The organism is Streptomyces sp. NPDC005648 (assembly GCF_040605395.1).
Lineage (GTDB): Bacteria > Actinomycetota > Actinomycetes > Streptomycetales > Streptomycetaceae > Streptomyces.
This window is the reverse complement of sequence record NZ_JBEXCS010000141.1, coordinates 1-16885: the sequence shown is the minus strand read 5'-3', so window position 1 is coordinate 16885 and position 16885 is coordinate 1. Positions and strand designations below refer to the sequence as shown.

Here is a 16885-nt window from a genome sequence, read left to right as displayed (position 1 = left end):
GGCAGCCGCCGCGCGGCCTCCTGGTGGAACTTCGTTGCGGGCGGGGCCGTGGGCCGCGAAGATCGGCGGCATGCCCACCTTCATCGCACCCGACGGGACCGAGCTCGCCTATCACCTGCGCGGGCGGGGCGCGCCGCTGGTCGTGCTGCCCGGAGGGCCGATGCGGGCCTCCGCCTACCTCGGTGATCTGGGCGGGCTGGCCGGGCACCGTCGGCTGGTGCTCCTCGACCTGCGGGGGACCGGGGACTCCGCGGTGCCGGCGGATCCGGCGACGTACCGCTGCGACCGGCTCGTGGACGACGTGGAGGCACTGCGTGTCCACCTCGGGACGGAGCGGATGGATGTGCTCGCGCACTCCGCCGGCGGCAGTCTCGCCCTGCTCTACGCCGCCCGGTTCCCGCGGCGGGTGGCACGGCTGGTGCTGGTGACCGCGACGCCCTGGGCCCTGGGCCTGGCCCCGACCGCCGGACACCGGCTGGAGGCGGCGCGGTCGAGAAGCGGCGAGCCGTGGTTCGCGGAGGCGTTCCCCCTGTTCGAGCGGTGGCTGGCCGGAAAGGCCGACTACGACCCGGCCTTCGCGCCCTTCTTCTACGGCCGTTGGGACGAGGCCGCCGCCGCGCACGAGGCACGCTCCTACGACGAGTTCAACGACGACGCCGGGACGGTCTACGGCTCCGAGGGCGCCTACGACCCACCCGCGACCCGTGCCGCCCTGGCCCGGGTCACGGCTCCGGTCCTGGTCCTCGCCGGCGAACTCGACGGAGGCCCCCGCCCCGCACTGGCCCGCGCCGCCGCCGAGGCGTTCCCGCACGCGCGGTTCACCGTCCAGCCCGGCGCCGGGCACTACCCGTGGGTGGACGACGGCGAGTGGTTCACGGCTCGTGTCACCGCGTTCCTGGACGGCGACGGGCAGACCCCGCCGCCGGCAGGAGACTAGTGACGGGTCCGGCGGCCACCACCAGGCCGAACGGCCCAGCCGAGGGCAGGAGGCCCGCCGTCACCGTCCGCGCCCCACGCCACGCCGCTCATACCGACGCCTTCCGACACACCCGGCGACCAGCGCGCCTCCGAACGCGGCCAGTCCGATCCCGCCCGCCACCTCGAAGTCGGCGGGCCCCCGGCTGCCACCCAGCCCCGCATCGACCCCGCGCGACACGAGCGCACCGGTCGTGGCCGTCGTCCACGTGCGCCGCCGCGGCCGAGGGCCCGGTGACCTCGGCGATCACCTTCACTGCGACCCCAGGAACCCCCTCGCGCCCGGGCGCGTCCTGTTACGCCGTCCGGAGACCCCGACCGAACCGCCGCGGAGCCGGGCTCACCCGCCCTGGGGGCCGTACGCCGTCATGAAGCGGTCGCGGAACTTGTTCATGGTCCACTCGGGGGCGTTGTCCGCGGGCTTGATGCCGTCCGTCCAGCCCCAGTTCGAGACACGGTCCAGGACCTTGGGGTCGCGGGCGACGATGGTGACCGGGACGTCCCTGTTGGCGCTGCCCTTGGTGACGGTCGGGACGGGCTGGTGGTCGCCGAGGAAGACGAGGACGGTGTTGTCGTCGCCGTAGCGCTGCATCCACTCGGTGAGGCTGTCCAGGGAGTACTGGATCGCCTTGCGGTACTCGGTGCGCACACGCGCCGCGCTCTTCCAGACCTCCGTGGGGTTGGTGCCCTCCTTCTTGATCTTGTAGAAGATCTTGCCGTCCCCGAGGTCCTTCCAGTCGATCATGTGGGCGATGGGGGACCAGGGGTTGTGGCTGGAGGCCAGGATGATCTCCGCCATGATCGGGTCACGGTTCTTCTTGCCGTGCTCCAGCTTCTGGAAGGCCTCCAGGCTGAACTGGTCCGGCACCGGCGTCCAGCTGAAGTACGGACCCTGGTACCCGAGGTGCGTCGAGTCGTAGATGTGGTCCAGGCCGAAGTACTTGCCCTCGGGCCAGGACTTGCGCACACCCGGCACGATGCCGACCGTGCGCCAGGCGCCGGTCTTCTGGAAGTAGCTGGTGAGCGTCGCGCGGTCACTGGTGGTCAGCGTCCGGTACCGCTGCTGGTTCTTGATCCACAGACCGGACAGGAACGTCGAGTGGGCGAGCCAGCTGCCGGCGCCCGTCACGGGCGACCTGAGCCAGCCGCTGCGCGCCGCGAAACCGGCCGACTTGAGCCGGGCGTTGCCTTCCTGGAGCGTCTTGTCGATCTCCGGCGCCATCGAAGGATCGTCGATCGCCACCCGGCCGTAGCTCTCGATGAAGGTGAACATCACGTCCTTGCCGCGCAGCCCGGTCAGCAGCTGGTCGGACGGGGTCTTGGCGAACGCGTCGACGGTCATCTGCTTCTTGAAGACATCGGCGTCCCCGAGACCGTCGCGGACGTACTGCACCCGGTTGGCGAGGTACTGGCTGTAGCCCTTGGTGGCGACCGTGACACCGCCGAACTGCACACCCATGGTGAAGCAGATGATCCACGCGGTGCCCAGCACCAGCGTGCTCCGCACGGCAACGGGGCGATGGCCGGCCAGCACGTCCGCCAGCCGTGCCACCGCGAGCGCGGTCAGCACCAGTACGAGGACGACCAGGACGATCACGCCGACGATCGCCAGCAACTCGCCGGAGCGGCCGAACGAGTCCTTCACCCAGTCCGCCCCGTCGCTCAGCAGACCCCAGTCGAAGACCAGGTCGAACGGCCGGGCGAGAGTCTGCCGGAAGCCCATGTCGAGGCACTTCAGAATCCCGGACAGCCCTAGGAACGTGCCCAGCACGACGGCCGTGATCCGCCGTGCCTTCGCCGGCAGGACGAGCAGGACGGCCGCGAGGAAGATCCCCTCGACCGGGAGGCGGAAGAACGACCGGAGGTAGATCTCGTCCAGCCGGTTGGGCACGAGCAGCACGACGAACACCAGCACACCGGCCAGCACACTCGTACCGACCCGCACGGCACTCGCGGCACGGGGATAACGCCGCCGCCAGCCGAACCAGCCGGGCCGGGCGGGGGCGGAGTCAGGAGCAGAGGCGGATGCGTCGCCCATGTCCTCGGCGGCCGGCACCCCGGGCGCGGGCCGGGCCTCCTCGGCGGTGGGCCCGTCCGGCGCGTCGGTGTCCGGGGCCGCGTCCGTCTCCGGCAGTGGGCGAGGGGGCGTGAGGTGCGACACCCGAAGGTCCTTCCGTGCGAAACAGCTGATGGCACGGCGGACCAGGTACGGGTCCAGGGCCGCCAACCTCGCGTACGGCCCCACGTCACCCACCGTTCAAACACCCCGGGTCAACCGCGCGCAAAAGAGTACGCCCGGTCCTTGCCGCCCCGCTGCCCGCACCCTGGTTCCGGCCGTTCGCTACTGGTCCGCCGCTACCGCGACCTCCTTGGCCCACCGATAGTCCGCCTTGCCGCTGGGCGACCTCCGTATCGCCTCGGTGATCACCAGCTGCCGCGGAATCTTGTACCCGGCGAGATGTGTGCGGCAGAACGTCTGGACGTCGTCCAGGGAGGGACGCGGCGCTCCCGCGCGCAGCTGCACCACCGCCGCCACATGGTTTCCCCACTGCGCGTCGGGCACCCCGGCTACCAGCGCGTCGTACACGTCGGGATGGGACTTGAGGGCCTGCTCGACCTCTTCCGGGTACACCTTCTCGCCGCCGGTGTTGATGCACTGCGAGCCCCGCCCCAGAACGGTGACCACGCCCTCCTCGTCCACCGTCGCCATGTCCCCGAGCAGCACCCACCGCTCGCCGTCCTTCTCGAAGAACGTCTCGGCGGTTTTCTTCGGGTCGTTGTAGTAGCCGAGCGGGACATGGCCGCACTGCGCCACCCGCCCCACCTCGCCCACCGCCACCGGCTCATGGGTGGCGGGATCGACCACCTGGGTGCGGGAGTTGACGCGGATGCGGAAGCTCTGCCCGGCGCCCGAGTCGTTCGTGGCCGTACCGTTGAAGCCGGACTCCGTGGAACCGTAGTTGTTGAGCAGCATGGCGTTCGGGAGCAGTTCCTGGAACTGGTGCCGCACGGTCTCCGACATGATCGCGCCGGAGGACGACACGTTGAACACCGACGAGCAGTCCGTGCCCTTCATGGGGCCGGCCAGCGCGTCGATCAGCGGCCGCAGCATCGCGTCGCCCACCAGCGACATGCTGGTGACCCTCTCCTTCTCGACCGTCCGCAGCACCTCCTCGGGCACGAACTTCCGGTGGATCACCACCCGTTGCCCGAAGTTGAAGCCGATGAACGAGGTGAGCGTCGAGGTGCCGTGCATCAGCGGGGGAGTGGGGAAGAAGGTGATTCCGGAGCCCCCGGCGGCGACCCGCTCGGCGAGCTCCTCCGGCCGCTTCACCGGCTCACCGGTCGGCGCACCACCGCCCAGCCCCGAGAAGAACAGGTCCTCCTGACGCCACATCACACCCTTCGGCATCCCGGTCGTGCCGCCGGTGTAGATGATGAACTGGTCGTCACCCGACCGCGCGGGGAACCCGCGCTCCGGTGAACCGGCCGCCTCCGCCTCGGTGAAGGGCACCGCGCCCGGGACGCCCTCGCCGGCACCGCCCACCCGCACGAGATGCCGCATCTTCGGACACTGGGGCAGCGCGGCCGCCACCCGTCCGTCGAACTCGGCGTCGAAGACCAGCGCCACCAGATCGGCGTCCCGGTACAGATAGACCAACTCGTCTTCCACGTAACGGTAGTTGACGTTGACCGGGACGACCCGTGCCTTCAGGCAGCCGAAGGCCGTCTGCAGGTACTCGATGCCGTTGTAGAGGTGCAGCCCGAGATGCTCGCCCGGGCGCAGCCCGGCGTCGATCAGATGGTGGGCGACACGGTTCGCCGCCGCGTCCAGTTCGGCGTAGGTCAGCCGCCGTTCCGCACCCGTCCCCGGGTGGTCGATGTACACCAGGGCCTCACGGTCGGGCACCACGTCGACGACCGACTCGAACAGGTCCGCAAGGTTGTACTCCACCGCTCCTCCTGACCCCGGCAGCCATGACAGGCACGACGCATCCGTCGGTTCGCCGGTCATCAGAGCAAAGGGCACGGCAACTGGGAAGGGTTCGCGCGAAGAAATCTGACTGACTGTCAGAAAACTCTTGAAGTGCCTCCCCGGCTACTGCAACCTGTTCTCGTTCCAGGAGAGGGGAGATGGCCATGGGTGGGACGGAACACCTCACCGTGGAGCGCGAAGGCGCCACACTGGTGCTCACGCTCAACAGGCCCGAAGCCAAGAACGCGCTCTCGCTGCCGATGCTCGTCGGTCTCCACGACGGCTGGCTGGAGGCGGACGAGGACGACGAGGTCCGCTCGATCGTGCTGACCGGCGCGGGCGGCTCGTTCTGCGCCGGTATGGACCTCAAGGCCCTGGCCGGACGGGGCCCGGACGGCGAGCGGTACCGGGACCGCCTCAAGGCCGACCCGGACCTGCACTGGAAGGCGCTGCTGCGCCACCATCGCCCGCGCAAACCGGTGATCGCCGCGGTCGAGGGCCACTGCGTGGCGGGCGGCACCGAGATCCTCCAGGGCACCGACATCCGGGTCGCGGGGGAGTCGGCGACGTTCGGGCTCTACGAGGTCAAACGCGGGCTCTTCCCGATCGGCGGGTCGACGGTCCGGCTGCAACGGCAGATCCCACGCACCCATGCCCTGGAGATGCTGCTCACCGGCCGCCCGTACTCCGCCCGGGAGGCCGCGGACATCGGCCTGGTCGGCCATGTCGTCCCGGACGGCACGGCCCTCGCCAAGGCCCTGGAGATCGCCGAACTGGTCAACGCCTGCGGCCCGTTGGCGGTGGAGGCCATCAAGGCGTCCGTCTACGAGACCGCCGAGATGACGGAGACGGACGGTCTCGCCTCCGAACTCAAGCGCGGCTGGCCGATCTTCGACACCGCCGACGCGAAGGAAGGTGCTCGCGCCTTCGCCGAGAAGCGGGCGCCCGTCTACAAGCGCGCCTAAACCGAAGGAGACCGGGCATGCCCGAAGTCCTCAAAGCCCCCCTCGCCGTCGAGTTCCCCTTCACCCGTTCCGTGGGCCCGGTCCAGAGCGCGTTTCTGACCGGGCTGCGCGAGCGGGTCGTCCTGGGGGTGAAGACCACCGACGGGCGCACCCTCGTCCCGCCCGTCGAGTACGACCCCGTCACCGCCGACGAGCTGCGCGACCTCGTGTCCGTGGCCTCCACCGGCACGGTCACCACCTGGGCCTGGAACCACGAACCCCGTCGCGGCCAGCCCCTCAGCACCCCCTTCGCCTGGGTCCTGGTCCGCCTCGACGGCGCCGACACCGCCCTGCTGCACGCCCTCGACGCCCCCGGCCCCGAGGCCGTACGCACCGGCATGCGGGTCCGGGTCCGCTGGGCCGAGGAGCGGGGCGGCGCCATCACCGACATCGCCTGCTTCGAGCCGTACGACGGCGACGACACCGAAGTCACCGTTCACACGGGGGAGTTCGAGGAGCCGATCACCGGCATCGTGGCACCCGCCCGGCTCGACTACACCTACTCCCCGGGCCGCGCCCAGTCCGCGTACATCCAGGCGCTCGCCGACCGCCGCACCGTCGGCGAACGCTGCCCCTCGTGCCGCAAGGTGTACGTCCCGCCCCGCGGCGCCTGCCCCACCTGCGGTGTCGCCACCTCGGAACAGGTCGAGGTCGGACCACGCGGCACGGTCACCACCTTCTGCATCGTCAACATCAAGGCGAAGAACCTCGACATCGAAGTCCCGTACGTCTACGCCCACATCGCCCTCGACGGCGCGGACCTCGCCCTGCACGGCCGTATCGGCGGCATCCCCTACGGCCAGGTGCGCATGGGACTGCGGGTCGAGGCCGTGTGGACCGAAGGCGCCCGCTACCCCGACCACTACCGGCCCACCGGCGAACCCGACGCGGAGTACGACACCTACAAGGAGCTGCTGTGACGCGTGACATCGCGGTCGTCGCCTTCGCCCAGACCGACCACCGGCGCACCACCGACGAGCTCTCCGAGGTGGAGATGCTGATGCCGGTCCTGCACGACGTACTGGAACAGACCGGCCTGAGGACCGCCGACATCGGCTTCACCTGCTCCGGCTCCAGCGACTACCTGGCCGGCCGCGCCTTCTCCTTCACCCTCGCCCTCGACGGTGTGGGCGCCTGGCCGCCGATCTCCGAGTCGCACGTCGAGATGGACGGGGCGTGGGCGCTGTACGAGGCGTGGACCAAGCTGCTGACGGGGGACGCCGACACCGCGCTCGTCTACGCGTACGGCAAGTCCTCCCCGGGCTCGGTGCGTGATGTGCTCACCCGGCAGCTCGACCCGTACTACGTGGCGCCCCTGTGGCCCGACTCCGTCGCCCTCGCCGCCCTCCAGGCGCAGGCCCTCATCGACGCGGGCGACACCGACGAGCCCGCGCTCGCCGCGGTCGCCGCCCGCAGCCGGCAGGACGCGACCGCCAACTCCCATGCCCAGCTGCGGGGTTCGGTGCCACAGGGCGACTATCTGGTACGGCCGCTGCGCACCGGGGACTGTCCGCCCATCGGGGACGGGGCCGCCGCCGTCGTTCTCGCGGCGGGGGAGCGGGCCCGGGACCTGTGTGCGCGGCCCGCCTGGATCCGCGGCATCGACCATCGCATCGAGGCCCACTCGCTCGGGGTGCGCGATCTCACCGACTCCCCCTCCGCGCGGCTCGCCGCCGAGAAGGCCGGTGCCTTCCAACGGCCCGTCGACACGGCCGAGTTGCACGCGCCCTTCACCTCGCAGGAGGTCGTGCTGCGCAAGGCCCTCCGCCTCGACGACGGCGTGCGGGTGAATCCGTCCGGCGGGGCGCTCGCCGCCAACCCGATGATGGCCGCGGGCCTGATCCGTATCGGGGAGGCCGCCGCCGGCATCCACCGGGGCGAGTCCGACCGGGCGCTCGGCCACGCCACGTCCGGCCCGTGTCTGCAACAGAACCTGGTCGCCGTACTCGAAGGGGATCCGCGATGAGCAAGGAGCCCGTGGCCGTCGTAGGGATCGGCCAGACCAAGCATGTGGCGGCCCGGCGGGACGTGTCGATCGCGGGGCTGGTGCGGGAGGCCGCCGGGCGGGCGCTCGACGACGCCGAGCTGACCTGGGCCGACATCGACGCCGTCGTCATCGGCAAGGCGCCCGACTTCTTCGAGGGCGTCATGATGCCCGAGCTGTACCTCGCCGACGCGCTCGGCGCGGTCGGCAAGCCGATGCTGCGGGTGCACACCGCCGGATCGGTCGGCGGCTCCACCGCGCTGGTGGCCGCGGGCCTGGTCGCCTCCCGGGTGCACGGGACCGTGCTGACCGTGGCCTTCGAGAAGCAGTCCGAGTCGAACGCCATGTGGGGCCTGTCCCTGCCGATCCCCTTCCAGCAGCCCCTGCTCGCCGGGGCCGGCGGATTCTTCGCCCCGCATGTGCGCGCGTACATGCGACGCAGCGGCGCACCCGACACCGTCGGCTCGCTGGTGGCGTACAAGGACCGGCGCAACGCGCTCAAGAACCCGTACGCGCATCTGCACGAGCACGACATCACCCTGGAGAAGGTCCAGGCCTCCCCGATGCTGTGGGACCCGATCCGCTACTCGGAGACCTGCCCGTCCTCGGACGGCGCCTGCGCGATGGTGCTCACCGACCGGGCGGGCGCGGCCCGGGCGCCCCGGCCGCCCGCCTGGATGCTGGGCGGTGCCATGCGCAGCGAACCGACCCTCTTCGCGGGCAAGGACGCCGTCTCCCCGCAGGCCGGGAAGGACTGCGCGGCCGATGTGTACCGGCAGGCCGGGATCGCCGACCCGCGCCGGGACATCGACGCGGTCGAGATGTATGTGCCGTTCTCCTGGTACGAGCCGATGTGGCTGGAGAACCTCGGCTTCGCCGACGAGGGCGAGGGCTGGAAGCTGACCGAGGCCGGGGTGACCGAACTGGACGGCGATCTTCCCGTCAACATGTCGGGCGGCGTCCTGTCGACCAATCCCATCGGCGCCTCCGGCATGATCCGCTTCGCGGAGGCGGCGCTGCAGGCGCGCGGACAGGCCGGAGAACACCAGGTGGAGGGCGCCCGCCGGGTGCTCGGGCACGCCTACGGCGGCGGATCGCAGTTCTTCTCCATGTGGCTCGTGGGCAGCGAACCGCCGCGGTCCTGACCGGCTCCGCAAAGGTCCCCCTCACGTGGCCTGTCGGCTTGGGAAATCGATCGCTAGGCTGGCCGCGGACGACGCATCGGGAGGAGCACGGACGTGGCCGAGAGCACCATCCAGCAGCATCCGCTCGCGGGCTGGGACAAGCCCGAGCTGGACCTCAGCAACGCCGATTGGCACTCGAGCAGCCGTGGCCTGGGGGATGTCCAGATCGCCTTTGTCGAGGGATTCATCGCCATGCGCAACAGCGGCCGGCCGGAAGGCCCTTCCTTGATCTTCACACCGGCGGAGTGGGGCGCGTTCGTGTCCGGCGCGAGGGAGGGCGAGTTCGACCTGACGTGAACCCCCGGGGGTGTGCCGGACGGGGGGTGTGTGCCCCCCGTTCTCCGGACACGCGACCTTGAGCAGCCCCTGGGGCCGGCGCCTGAGTGAGGCTGGCCCCCGGGGGAAGGTCGTACTCCGGAGGTGAGGAACGGATGAGCACCCTGCCCGTCATCGCGGCGGTCGACGGTTCGGACGACAGCCTGCGGGCCCTGGACTGGGCCCTCGCGGCCGCCCGGGGACGCGGCGTGCCACTGAGAGTGGTGCATGTGCGGCAGTACGCCGCCTGGGCCCAGCCCGACGTACTGGTGGCCGGGGCGCCGGATCAGGACGAGGATCCGGTGCTGGACGAGGTGCGCGGACGCCTGGGCCCCGCGCCGGACGTCGAGTACCTGGGCCGCGAGGGCGTGCCCGCCGCCGTACTGCCCGAACTGGGCGCCGAAGCCCAGCTGTTGGTACTCGGCTCCCGCGGCCGGGGCGGCTTCGCCAGTCTGCTGCTCGGCTCCAACGGCATGGCTGTCGCGCGCGACGCGGAGTGCCCGGTGGTCGTGGTGCCCCGGCCCGGACGCGCGGTCCACGGCGACGCGCCCACCGAGCCGGGCCCGCGCGTGGTCGTCGGCCTCCAGACGGACAGCCCCGACGAGGCGACCCTCTCCTTCGCCTTCACCGAGGCCGCACTGCGCGGTGCCCGGCTCCAGGTGATCGCCGCCTACGCCTGGCCGCTGCAGTCCTGGGCCATGCCCGGCGAACTCGTGCCGGAGATGATCGACCAGGGTGCCGTGGAGAACGAGACCTGGACCCTCGCCGAGGGCTTCCTCGCCCCGCACCGCAAGGCCCACCCCGGGGTACGGGCCGAGGCCTACGCGATGCCGGGCGACGCGGCCGGCCTCCTGGTCGCCGCCTCCAGGGACGCCGACCTGGTCGTGGTCGGCCGCCACCGCCGCCGTCTCCTCGCCCCGGCCCGGATGATCGGCTCGGTCACCCAGGCGGTCCTGCTCCACGCGGCAAGCCCGGTCGCGGTGATCCCCCCGACACCGCCGGACGACTGAGCCGACCACGGAGCAAGGCCCCAGCATCCGCTTGCGCCGGCCCTCCTCGGAAGGGCAACGTCAGCCGGTTGCGCTGGCTCTTCCCCGGAAGGGCAACGTCAGCCGGTTGCGCCGGCTCTTCCCCGGAAGGGCAACGTCAGCCGGTTGCGCCGGCCCTCCTCGGAACGGCAACGTCAGCCGCTTGCGCCGGCCCTTCCCCGGCAGGGCAACGGCAACCCCTTGCGCCAGCCCCCCTCGGAAGGGCCACGGCAGCCGCTTGCGCCGGCCCTTCCCCGGCAGGGCAACGGCAACCCCTTGCGCCAGCCCCCCTCGGAAGGGCCACGGCAGCCGCTTGCGCCGGCCCTTTCCCGTAAGGGCCACTGCAATCGCCTGCGCCGGCTCTTCACCGGCAGCCAGAGGAGACCGAGGACCCCGCGGGGCCCCGCGCGCACGCCGCGCGCGGCTTTCCCCCGAGCCCCCATCGGCAGGAGCCGCGCACCCGCCACGCTCCGTGCCGCGTCCGCCGCTTCCTCAGAACGCACCCACCACAGGAGTGGCGCAGGCTCTCGCGCGGCAACCGGGCACGGGCCGCCCGCCACCGCGAACGGCACCACGCAGACCTCTGGAACACGTTCCATCGTCAGTGCCCGTAACCGGGGGCACGGGGCCTTTCGCGGGCGTACGCTGAGGTGCCTGTAGGTCACGGTGCGCACCTGCTCCCCGCGCGGGCCGGCCACCGTGACGGGGGGTTTCCATGGTGCAGCGCATCGCACGGAGCAGAAGGATCCTCTTCGAGCGCGAGAGCGAACTCGCTGCCGTCGACGAGGCGTTGGCCACGCTGACCGGTCTGCGCCCGAACGGGGCCGAGCCGCCCGACCGGCCGCGCGGCGCCCTGCTCGCCTTCGCCGGGCGGGCCGGCATCGGCAAGACCACCCTGCTCGCCGAGGTCCGCCGGCTCGCCGCCGCGCGGGGCTGCACCGTGCTCTCCGCCCGCGGCGGCGACCAGGAACAGCGCGTCGCCTTCCATGTCGCCCGCCAGCTGCTGCAACCCCAGTTCGCCGGCGCCGCGGAGACCGATCTCCGTGCCTCGCTGGGCAGTTGGTACGACATCGTGGGCCCCGCCCTCGGCCTGTGCGCACCCACCGCGGCCGCCCCGCCGGACCAACAGGGCCTGCGCGACGGCCTGGACTGGGTGCTCACCCATCTCGCCGCGCTGCGCGCCCCGATGGTCCTCGTGCTCGACGACGCGCACTGGGCGGACCCCGAATCCCTGCGCTGGCTGGCCGCGTTCGCGCCCCGCGCCGAACAGCTCCCGCTGCTGGTGGTCGTCGCCTACCGCCCCGACGAACTCCCGGACCACGCCGAGTCGTTCAGGGGACTGCCGGGCCGGGCCGGCGGACGCCCCCTCGACCTCGAGCCGCTCAGCGCCGCCGCCGTGGGGCGCCTGATCCGGGAGGGGCTCGGGGCGCACGCCGACGACGCGTTCTGCCGCGAGTGCTGGGCCGTCACCGCCGGAAACCCCTTCGAGACCGTCGAACTGGTCGCCAAGATGCGCGATCGCGGTCTCTCCCCGACCGAGAACAGCGCCCATCTGCTGCGCGACCTCGCCGCCGCGGTCAAGGGCAGCGGCCTCGTCGCCCGCCTCGAACGGCTCGGCACCTCCACCGTCCGCTTCGCCTGGGCCTGCGCCGTCCTGGGCACCGAGATCCACCCCCAGCTCGCCGCCGCGGTCGCCGGTCTCGGCCACGAGGAGGCCGCCGACGCGGCCGACGCCCTGCGCGGCGCCCGCATTCTCACCGGTGCCGAGACCCTGGAGTTCGTCCACCCGCTGATCGCCACCGCCGTCTACCGGGCCATCCCGCCCGGCGTCCGCGTCGCCCTGCACGGCCAGGCCGCCTGGTGCGTGATCAACGCCGGCCAGGGCCCCTCCGCCGCCGCCCGCCACCTCCTGGAGACCCACCCCGAGGGCGACACCTGGGTCGTCCAGCAACTGCGCGCCGCCGCCGAGGAGACCCTCCGGGCCGGCGCCCCCGACGCGGCCCGCAGCTACCTCGCCCGCGCCCTGCGCGAACCCCCGCCCTACGAGGACCGGGCGGCCGTCCTCCACGAGCTCGGCTCCGCCTCCCTCCTCACCGAGCCCGCCACCACGGTCAACCACCTGCGCGCGGCCCTCGAGGAACCCATCGCGGACCCCCGGCTTCGCCACCACATCGTCTACCGGCTCTCCCAGGTCCTCGCCCACAGCGACCGCCTCGCCGAGGCCTCCGACACCCTCGCCCGCGAGATCCCCGTCACCGACGACGCCCGCGTCCGGCTGCGCATGGTCGCGGAACAGTTCATGTGGGACGCCTTCCGCGCCGACGAACCCGACCACCCCTCGCGCTCCCGCCGCCTCGCCAAGCTCGCCGACCGCCTCCAGGGCCGCGACCTCACCGAGCGGTACATCATCGGCCTGCGCACCTGGGACGCCGTCCTGCGCGGCGAGCCCGCCCACATCGCCCTCCACCACGCCGAGCGCGCCCTCGTCGGCGGCCTCGGCTGGGCCGAAGCCGACCGCGGCTTCGAGGTCCCCGTGCTGGTCGCCCTCGCCTTCATGTACGCCGACCGCCCCGGCCGCACCGAGGAGCTCTTCGCGGCGGGTATCGCCGACTTCGAACGCCAGGGCTGGCGAGGCGCCCACCTCTCCTTCGGCTACACCCTCCTCGCCTACGTCCGCTACCGGCGCGGCCGTCTCGCGGAGGCCGAGGACTTCGTCCGCGCGGGCCTGCGCCTGGCCGAACGCGTCGGCCCCGGCACCCCCGCCCACTGGTACGCCGTGGGCATCCTCATCGAGGTCCTGCTGGCCCGGGGCCGGGTCGCCGAGGCCGCACGGACCGCCGGCGACTACTCCTTCACCTCCCCGTTCCCGGCCGCCGTCGTCTTCCCGGACGCCCAGACCGTGCGCGGCGAACTCCTGCTGGCCCGGGGCCTGCACAAGGAAGCGGCCGAAGAGCTGTCCGCGGCGGGCCGCCGTCTGGACCCGCGCGGCATCCGCAATCCCGCGTGGTGCCCCTGGCAGCTCCACCTGGCCCGCGCCGAGGCCCACGACACCCCCGAACGCGCGGTCACCACCGCCCTCGAAGCGCTGGCCCGCGCCCGCCAGTTCGGCACCCCGTCCGCCATCGGCCAGGCCCTGCGCACCGCCGCCGAGGTCTCCTCGGGCTCCGCCCGCGTGAAATACCTGGAGGAGTCCGTGGCCCACCTGGAACGCTCCCCCGCCGCCTACGAACTCGCCTGCTCCCTCGTCCGTCTCGGCACGGAACTGCGCCGCACCGGCCGCCCCCGGGAAGCCGCCGAACACCTCTACCGGGGCCTGGACGCGGCGGTCCAGTGCAACGCGGACGGCCTCGTGGAGACGGCCCGCGACGAACTGGCGGCGGCGGGCCTGCGCCCACGGCGCCTGCACAGCACGGAGACGGACACCCTGACGACCCGGGAACGCACGGCGGCGAACCTCGCGGCCGAGGGCCGGACCGAAGCGGAGATCGCGACGGAGATGCGCATCGACGAGCCCATGGCGGTGCGCCTGCTCTCCGCGGTCTACCGAAAGACGGGCACGGAGATCACCGGTCTGCCGGGGGCGCTGAGGCAGGGCTGAGCGTGACGCCTTCCCGGGGGCCGTGTCGACGCGTGGCTGCGCCGCGTGAGCGCGGCCGGTCCGTACCGACCCGCAGCCGCGGCACCACCCGTCGGCCCATTACCATGGGCGCATGTCGTTCCTCCGCCGCCGCAGCGCCACCCCCGCCGGCCCCGACTTCGACGTCCTGGCCATGGACCCGGGCGACTGGCCCGGCAACCTCGGCGCCGGTCTGCTCCCCGCCCCCGACGGCTCCTGCCAGGGCGTCTTCCTGCGCTACGACCTCTTCGGCGGCCGCGGCCCCGCGATGATCATCGGCAACCTTCCCGAGGGCTCCCCGGCCCGCGAGGTCGCCGACGACGAGATCCCCTTCGAGGTCGCCCAGCTGCTGCTCGCGCTGGAGAACGAGGAGGAGGTGACGGTCGTGGGAGTGGAGGACATGCCGGTGATGCAGGGCGACAACCTGCTGATCGTCCGCCGTCTCAAGCTCTCCGAGAGCCGGATCTCCTGCGTCCAGTTCGACCGCAGTGACAACGTCCTGGTGACCATCGCCGCCTGGGACCGCCCCATCACCGACGACCTGTACGCCCTGCTGAAGCCGCTCCCGGCGGAGCTTTTCCAGCAGGGCTGATCCGGCGGCCGGCGGCCCTCGCCCCTACCGGCGGGCCCGCACGTCCACGTCCGCGGCGCGCACGAACGCGACCCGGTGGCCGAACTGGATCTCGTAGTACAGGTCCTTGCCGACCACGACACGGTGCGAGTCGGTGCTGAAGGTGACCGCGTAGTAGTACTCGCCGGGCATCTCGTCACCGACCACGTACTTCTGCCCCTTCGGCAGCGTGTACGGCAGTGGGGACACCGCCTGCACCGGCACTGCCGCCGGATACGCGGCCGCCTCCGGGTAGGCGCGGCCGTAGACCGGGACGCTGTCGAGGCCCGCCTTGGGCGTCACGACCAGGCCGGAGGCCGGCACCGCCGTCGGGTGCTTCTTCGGGTTGCGGAACCAGGCCTTCTGCCCGAGGTACCAGATCGCCGTCCAGTCGCCCCAGTGCCCCGCGACGGCGTACTGCTGCCCGGTCGAGACCCGCGAGCCCACGTCGTTGACGTCGATCGTCGAGTCGGCGCCCTTGTGCAGACCGATGTCCTTGATCAGCGCCGACTTCTCGTCGTGGTCGGAGTACAGCCGCACCTCGCTCGAACCGTGCGCCGCGCACGGCTGCCCCGAGGTGACGCAGCCCGTGTACGTCGGCCGGTTCCCGGCGTAGTCCGGCCGGATGGTGACCAGCCCGCTCTTGCCGCTGCCGGTCGCCTCGACGGGGTGTCCCAGCAGCGCGAAGTAGTGCCGCCAGTCCCAGTACGGCCCGGGGTCGGTGTGCATACCGGGGATGGCCGAGGTCGTCGGCCCCGGCACGTTCTCGTGGCCCAGGATGTGCTGGCGGTCCAGCGGGATGCGGTACTTGGCCGCGAGGTAGCGCACCAGCCGCGCCGACGAGCGGTACATCGCCTCCGTGTACCAGGCGTCCGGCGAGGCGAGGAAGCCCTCGTGCTCGATGCCGATCGACTTGGCGTTGATGTACCAGTTGCCGGCGTGCCAGGCCACGTCCTTGGCCTTCACATGCTGGGCGACGAGACCGTCCGTGGAGCGGATGGAGTAGTTCCACGACACATAGGTCGGGTCCTGGACCAGCTTCAGCACACCGTTCCAGGCGCCCTCCGTGTCATGGACGACGATGTACTTGATGCTCTGCGAGACCGGACGGTCGCCCAGGTCGTGGTTGCCGTAGTCGTTGTCCCCGAACTCCTGGTACGGCGCCGGGATCCACTCGCAGGACACCGACTTCGGGCACTCCGTGCCGGCGGCGGAGACACTGCGCAGGCCCGTCTCCCCGATCTGCGCGGTGTCGGGCACCAGACCCGGCCGCGCCGCCAGCGCGACCCGCTGCCCGGCGTCGGTGGTGCGCTCCTCACCGGTGCGGATCACGTCGTAGACGTCGTTCGCGTACGCGGCCGCCGTCGCCGTGTCGTCGGCGCCGGAGAAGCGGGCCACCGCGCCGTACCAGTTCGCCGGGTCGGCGCTCAGCGGCTCGCCCAGCTCCCGCTGCGCGGCGGCGAGCAGCGCGGCGCCGCCCGCCACGTTCGCTGCCGGGTCGCTGCGCAGCCGCTCCGCCGGGACACCGGTCAGCGCGGACGCCCTCGGCAGGGTCCTGAGCCGGGCCGGGAGACGGGTGTCCGAGGGCGGCTTCACCTCGGGGTGCAGGGCGGGGCGGGCGCCGTCGCCGCGGGCGTCCTCCGTGCCCTCGCTGTGATGAGACGTTTCCGCCAGGGCGCTGCGGGCGTCGGTGAGATGCATCGGGCCATAGCCGCCGGACACGCTCGGGGCGCCCCCGTGCGCGTCCCAGCGGGACTGGAGATAGGAGACGCCGAGCAGGACGCTCTGGGGGACGTGGTACTCGGCGGACGCCGCGGCGAACGCCCGCTGCAGCGCGCTCGCGGACGGGGCGTCCGTGCCCGCCGTCGGGGCGGCGCCCAGCAGCGGCAGCAGCAGGGCCGTCGAGGCGAGGGCGCCGGCGGTTCTCCGGGCGCGTCTGTGGCCGGGTGTGGACGGGGGAGCGGTGACGTTTCCTCGCAATGCAGCCTCCTGGGACGGACGAGCGTGACGGGGCGTGCAGGGCCGAGCGTGGGTCTGTGTTACCCGCTGGCCGACGATCCGTCAATCATGCCCAGGGACAGGTGATTTCCCATGTCAACGGCGTCAGAGGCTTACACCAATGGCCGTACGGCAGGGCGAGACCCTCGGCGTCGTGGGCGAGTCGGGCTGCGGCAAGTCCACGATGGGCCGGCT

12 protein-coding genes and 1 pseudogene are annotated in these 16885 nt (G+C 72.3%); 10 read left to right on the top strand and 3 right to left on the bottom strand.

Annotated features, from left to right (window positions below; genetic code table 11):
* Positions 1-70: 70 nt before the first annotated feature.
* Positions 71-937 (top strand): alpha/beta hydrolase, encoded by an 867-nt coding sequence (locus tag ABZT17_RS42570; RefSeq protein ID WP_356357555.1) that lies wholly within the window; start codon positions 71-73, stop codon positions 935-937.
* 378 nt (positions 938-1315) lie between these two features.
* Here ABZT17_RS42570 and ABZT17_RS42565 read toward each other — a convergent pair whose 3' ends face one another.
* Both ABZT17_RS42565 and ABZT17_RS42560 read right to left on the bottom strand, forming a co-directional pair.
* A complete protein-coding gene (locus ABZT17_RS42565) occupies positions 1316-3136 on the bottom strand; it encodes a sulfatase (protein WP_356357554.1) in 1821 nt (606 codons plus the stop codon).
* Positions 3137-3316: 180 nt separating this feature from the next.
* Complete coding sequence (locus tag ABZT17_RS42560; RefSeq protein ID WP_356357553.1) at positions 3317-4930, bottom strand: acyl-CoA synthetase; 1614 nt, start codon at positions 4928-4930, stop codon at positions 3317-3319.
* Between the two features lie 185 nt (positions 4931-5115).
* On the opposite strand from ABZT17_RS42560, the gene ABZT17_RS42555 reads away from it, so the two are divergent.
* From ABZT17_RS42555 to ABZT17_RS42520, 8 genes are all read left to right on the top strand, one after another.
* Complete coding sequence (locus tag ABZT17_RS42555) at positions 5116-5916, top strand: crotonase/enoyl-CoA hydratase family protein (RefSeq protein WP_356357552.1); 801 nt, start codon at positions 5116-5118, stop codon at positions 5914-5916.
* A 17-nt stretch (positions 5917-5933) separates the two neighbouring features.
* On the top strand, positions 5934-6875 hold the full coding sequence (locus tag ABZT17_RS42550; protein ID WP_356357551.1) for an OB-fold domain-containing protein: 942 nt from the start codon (positions 5934-5936) through the stop codon (positions 6873-6875).
* The gene (locus tag ABZT17_RS42545; RefSeq protein ID WP_356357550.1) at positions 6872-7921 is read left to right on the top strand and encodes a thiolase domain-containing protein; all 1050 of its coding nucleotides are present in this window, start codon (positions 6872-6874) and stop codon (positions 7919-7921) included. Before ABZT17_RS42550 ends, ABZT17_RS42545 begins: the two co-directional genes overlap by 4 nt.
* Positions 7918-9084, top strand: coding sequence for a thiolase domain-containing protein (locus ABZT17_RS42540; RefSeq protein WP_356357549.1), 1167 nt, complete (start codon positions 7918-7920; stop codon positions 9082-9084). Before ABZT17_RS42545 ends, ABZT17_RS42540 begins: the two co-directional genes overlap by 4 nt.
* Positions 9085-9177: 93 nt before the next feature.
* The gene (locus tag ABZT17_RS42535) at positions 9178-9420 is read left to right on the top strand and encodes a DUF397 domain-containing protein (RefSeq protein ID WP_356357548.1); all 243 of its coding nucleotides are present in this window, start codon (positions 9178-9180) and stop codon (positions 9418-9420) included.
* Between the two features lie 134 nt (positions 9421-9554).
* The gene (locus ABZT17_RS42530) at positions 9555-10448 is read left to right on the top strand and encodes a universal stress protein (RefSeq protein WP_356357547.1); all 894 of its coding nucleotides are present in this window, start codon (positions 9555-9557) and stop codon (positions 10446-10448) included.
* Positions 10449-11181: 733 nt separating this feature from the next.
* Complete coding sequence (locus ABZT17_RS42525) at positions 11182-14064, top strand: AAA family ATPase (RefSeq protein ID WP_356357546.1); 2883 nt, start codon at positions 11182-11184, stop codon at positions 14062-14064.
* Positions 14065-14176: 112 nt separating this feature from the next.
* Positions 14177-14674 carry a hypothetical protein gene (locus tag ABZT17_RS42520; RefSeq protein ID WP_356357545.1) on the top strand — a complete coding sequence of 166 codons (498 nt, stop codon included), beginning with the start codon at positions 14177-14179 and terminating at the stop codon, positions 14672-14674.
* A gap of 24 nt (positions 14675-14698) precedes the next feature.
* On the opposite strand, the gene ABZT17_RS42515 is transcribed toward ABZT17_RS42520, so the two are convergent.
* A complete protein-coding gene (locus ABZT17_RS42515) occupies positions 14699-16672 on the bottom strand; it encodes a peptidoglycan recognition family protein (RefSeq protein WP_356357544.1) in 1974 nt (657 codons plus the stop codon).
* Positions 16673-16817: 145 nt separating this feature from the next.
* Between ABZT17_RS42515 and ABZT17_RS42510 the strand changes: the two are divergent.
* Positions 16818-16885 (top strand): annotated as a pseudogene (locus ABZT17_RS42510) (ATP-binding cassette domain-containing protein); the annotation flags it as partial.

Bases quoted from the DNA above. Each gene is read 5' to 3' on its own strand.
- ABZT17_RS42570 (WP_356357555.1), top strand. From the start codon at position 71: ATGCCCACCTTCATCGCACCCGACGGGACCGAGCTCGCCTATCACCTG.
- ABZT17_RS42555 (WP_356357552.1), top strand. From the start codon at position 5,116: ATGGGTGGGACGGAACACCTCACCGTGGAGCGCGAAGGCGCCACACTG.
- ABZT17_RS42550 (WP_356357551.1), top strand. From the start codon at position 5,934: ATGCCCGAAGTCCTCAAAGCCCCCCTCGCCGTCGAGTTCCCCTTCACC.
- ABZT17_RS42540 (WP_356357549.1), top strand. From the start codon at position 7,918: ATGAGCAAGGAGCCCGTGGCCGTCGTAGGGATCGGCCAGACCAAGCAT.
- ABZT17_RS42530 (WP_356357547.1), top strand. From the start codon at position 9,555: ATGAGCACCCTGCCCGTCATCGCGGCGGTCGACGGTTCGGACGACAGC.
- ABZT17_RS42525 (WP_356357546.1), top strand. From the start codon at position 11,182: ATGGTGCAGCGCATCGCACGGAGCAGAAGGATCCTCTTCGAGCGCGAG.
- ABZT17_RS42520 (WP_356357545.1), top strand. From the start codon at position 14,177: ATGTCGTTCCTCCGCCGCCGCAGCGCCACCCCCGCCGGCCCCGACTTC.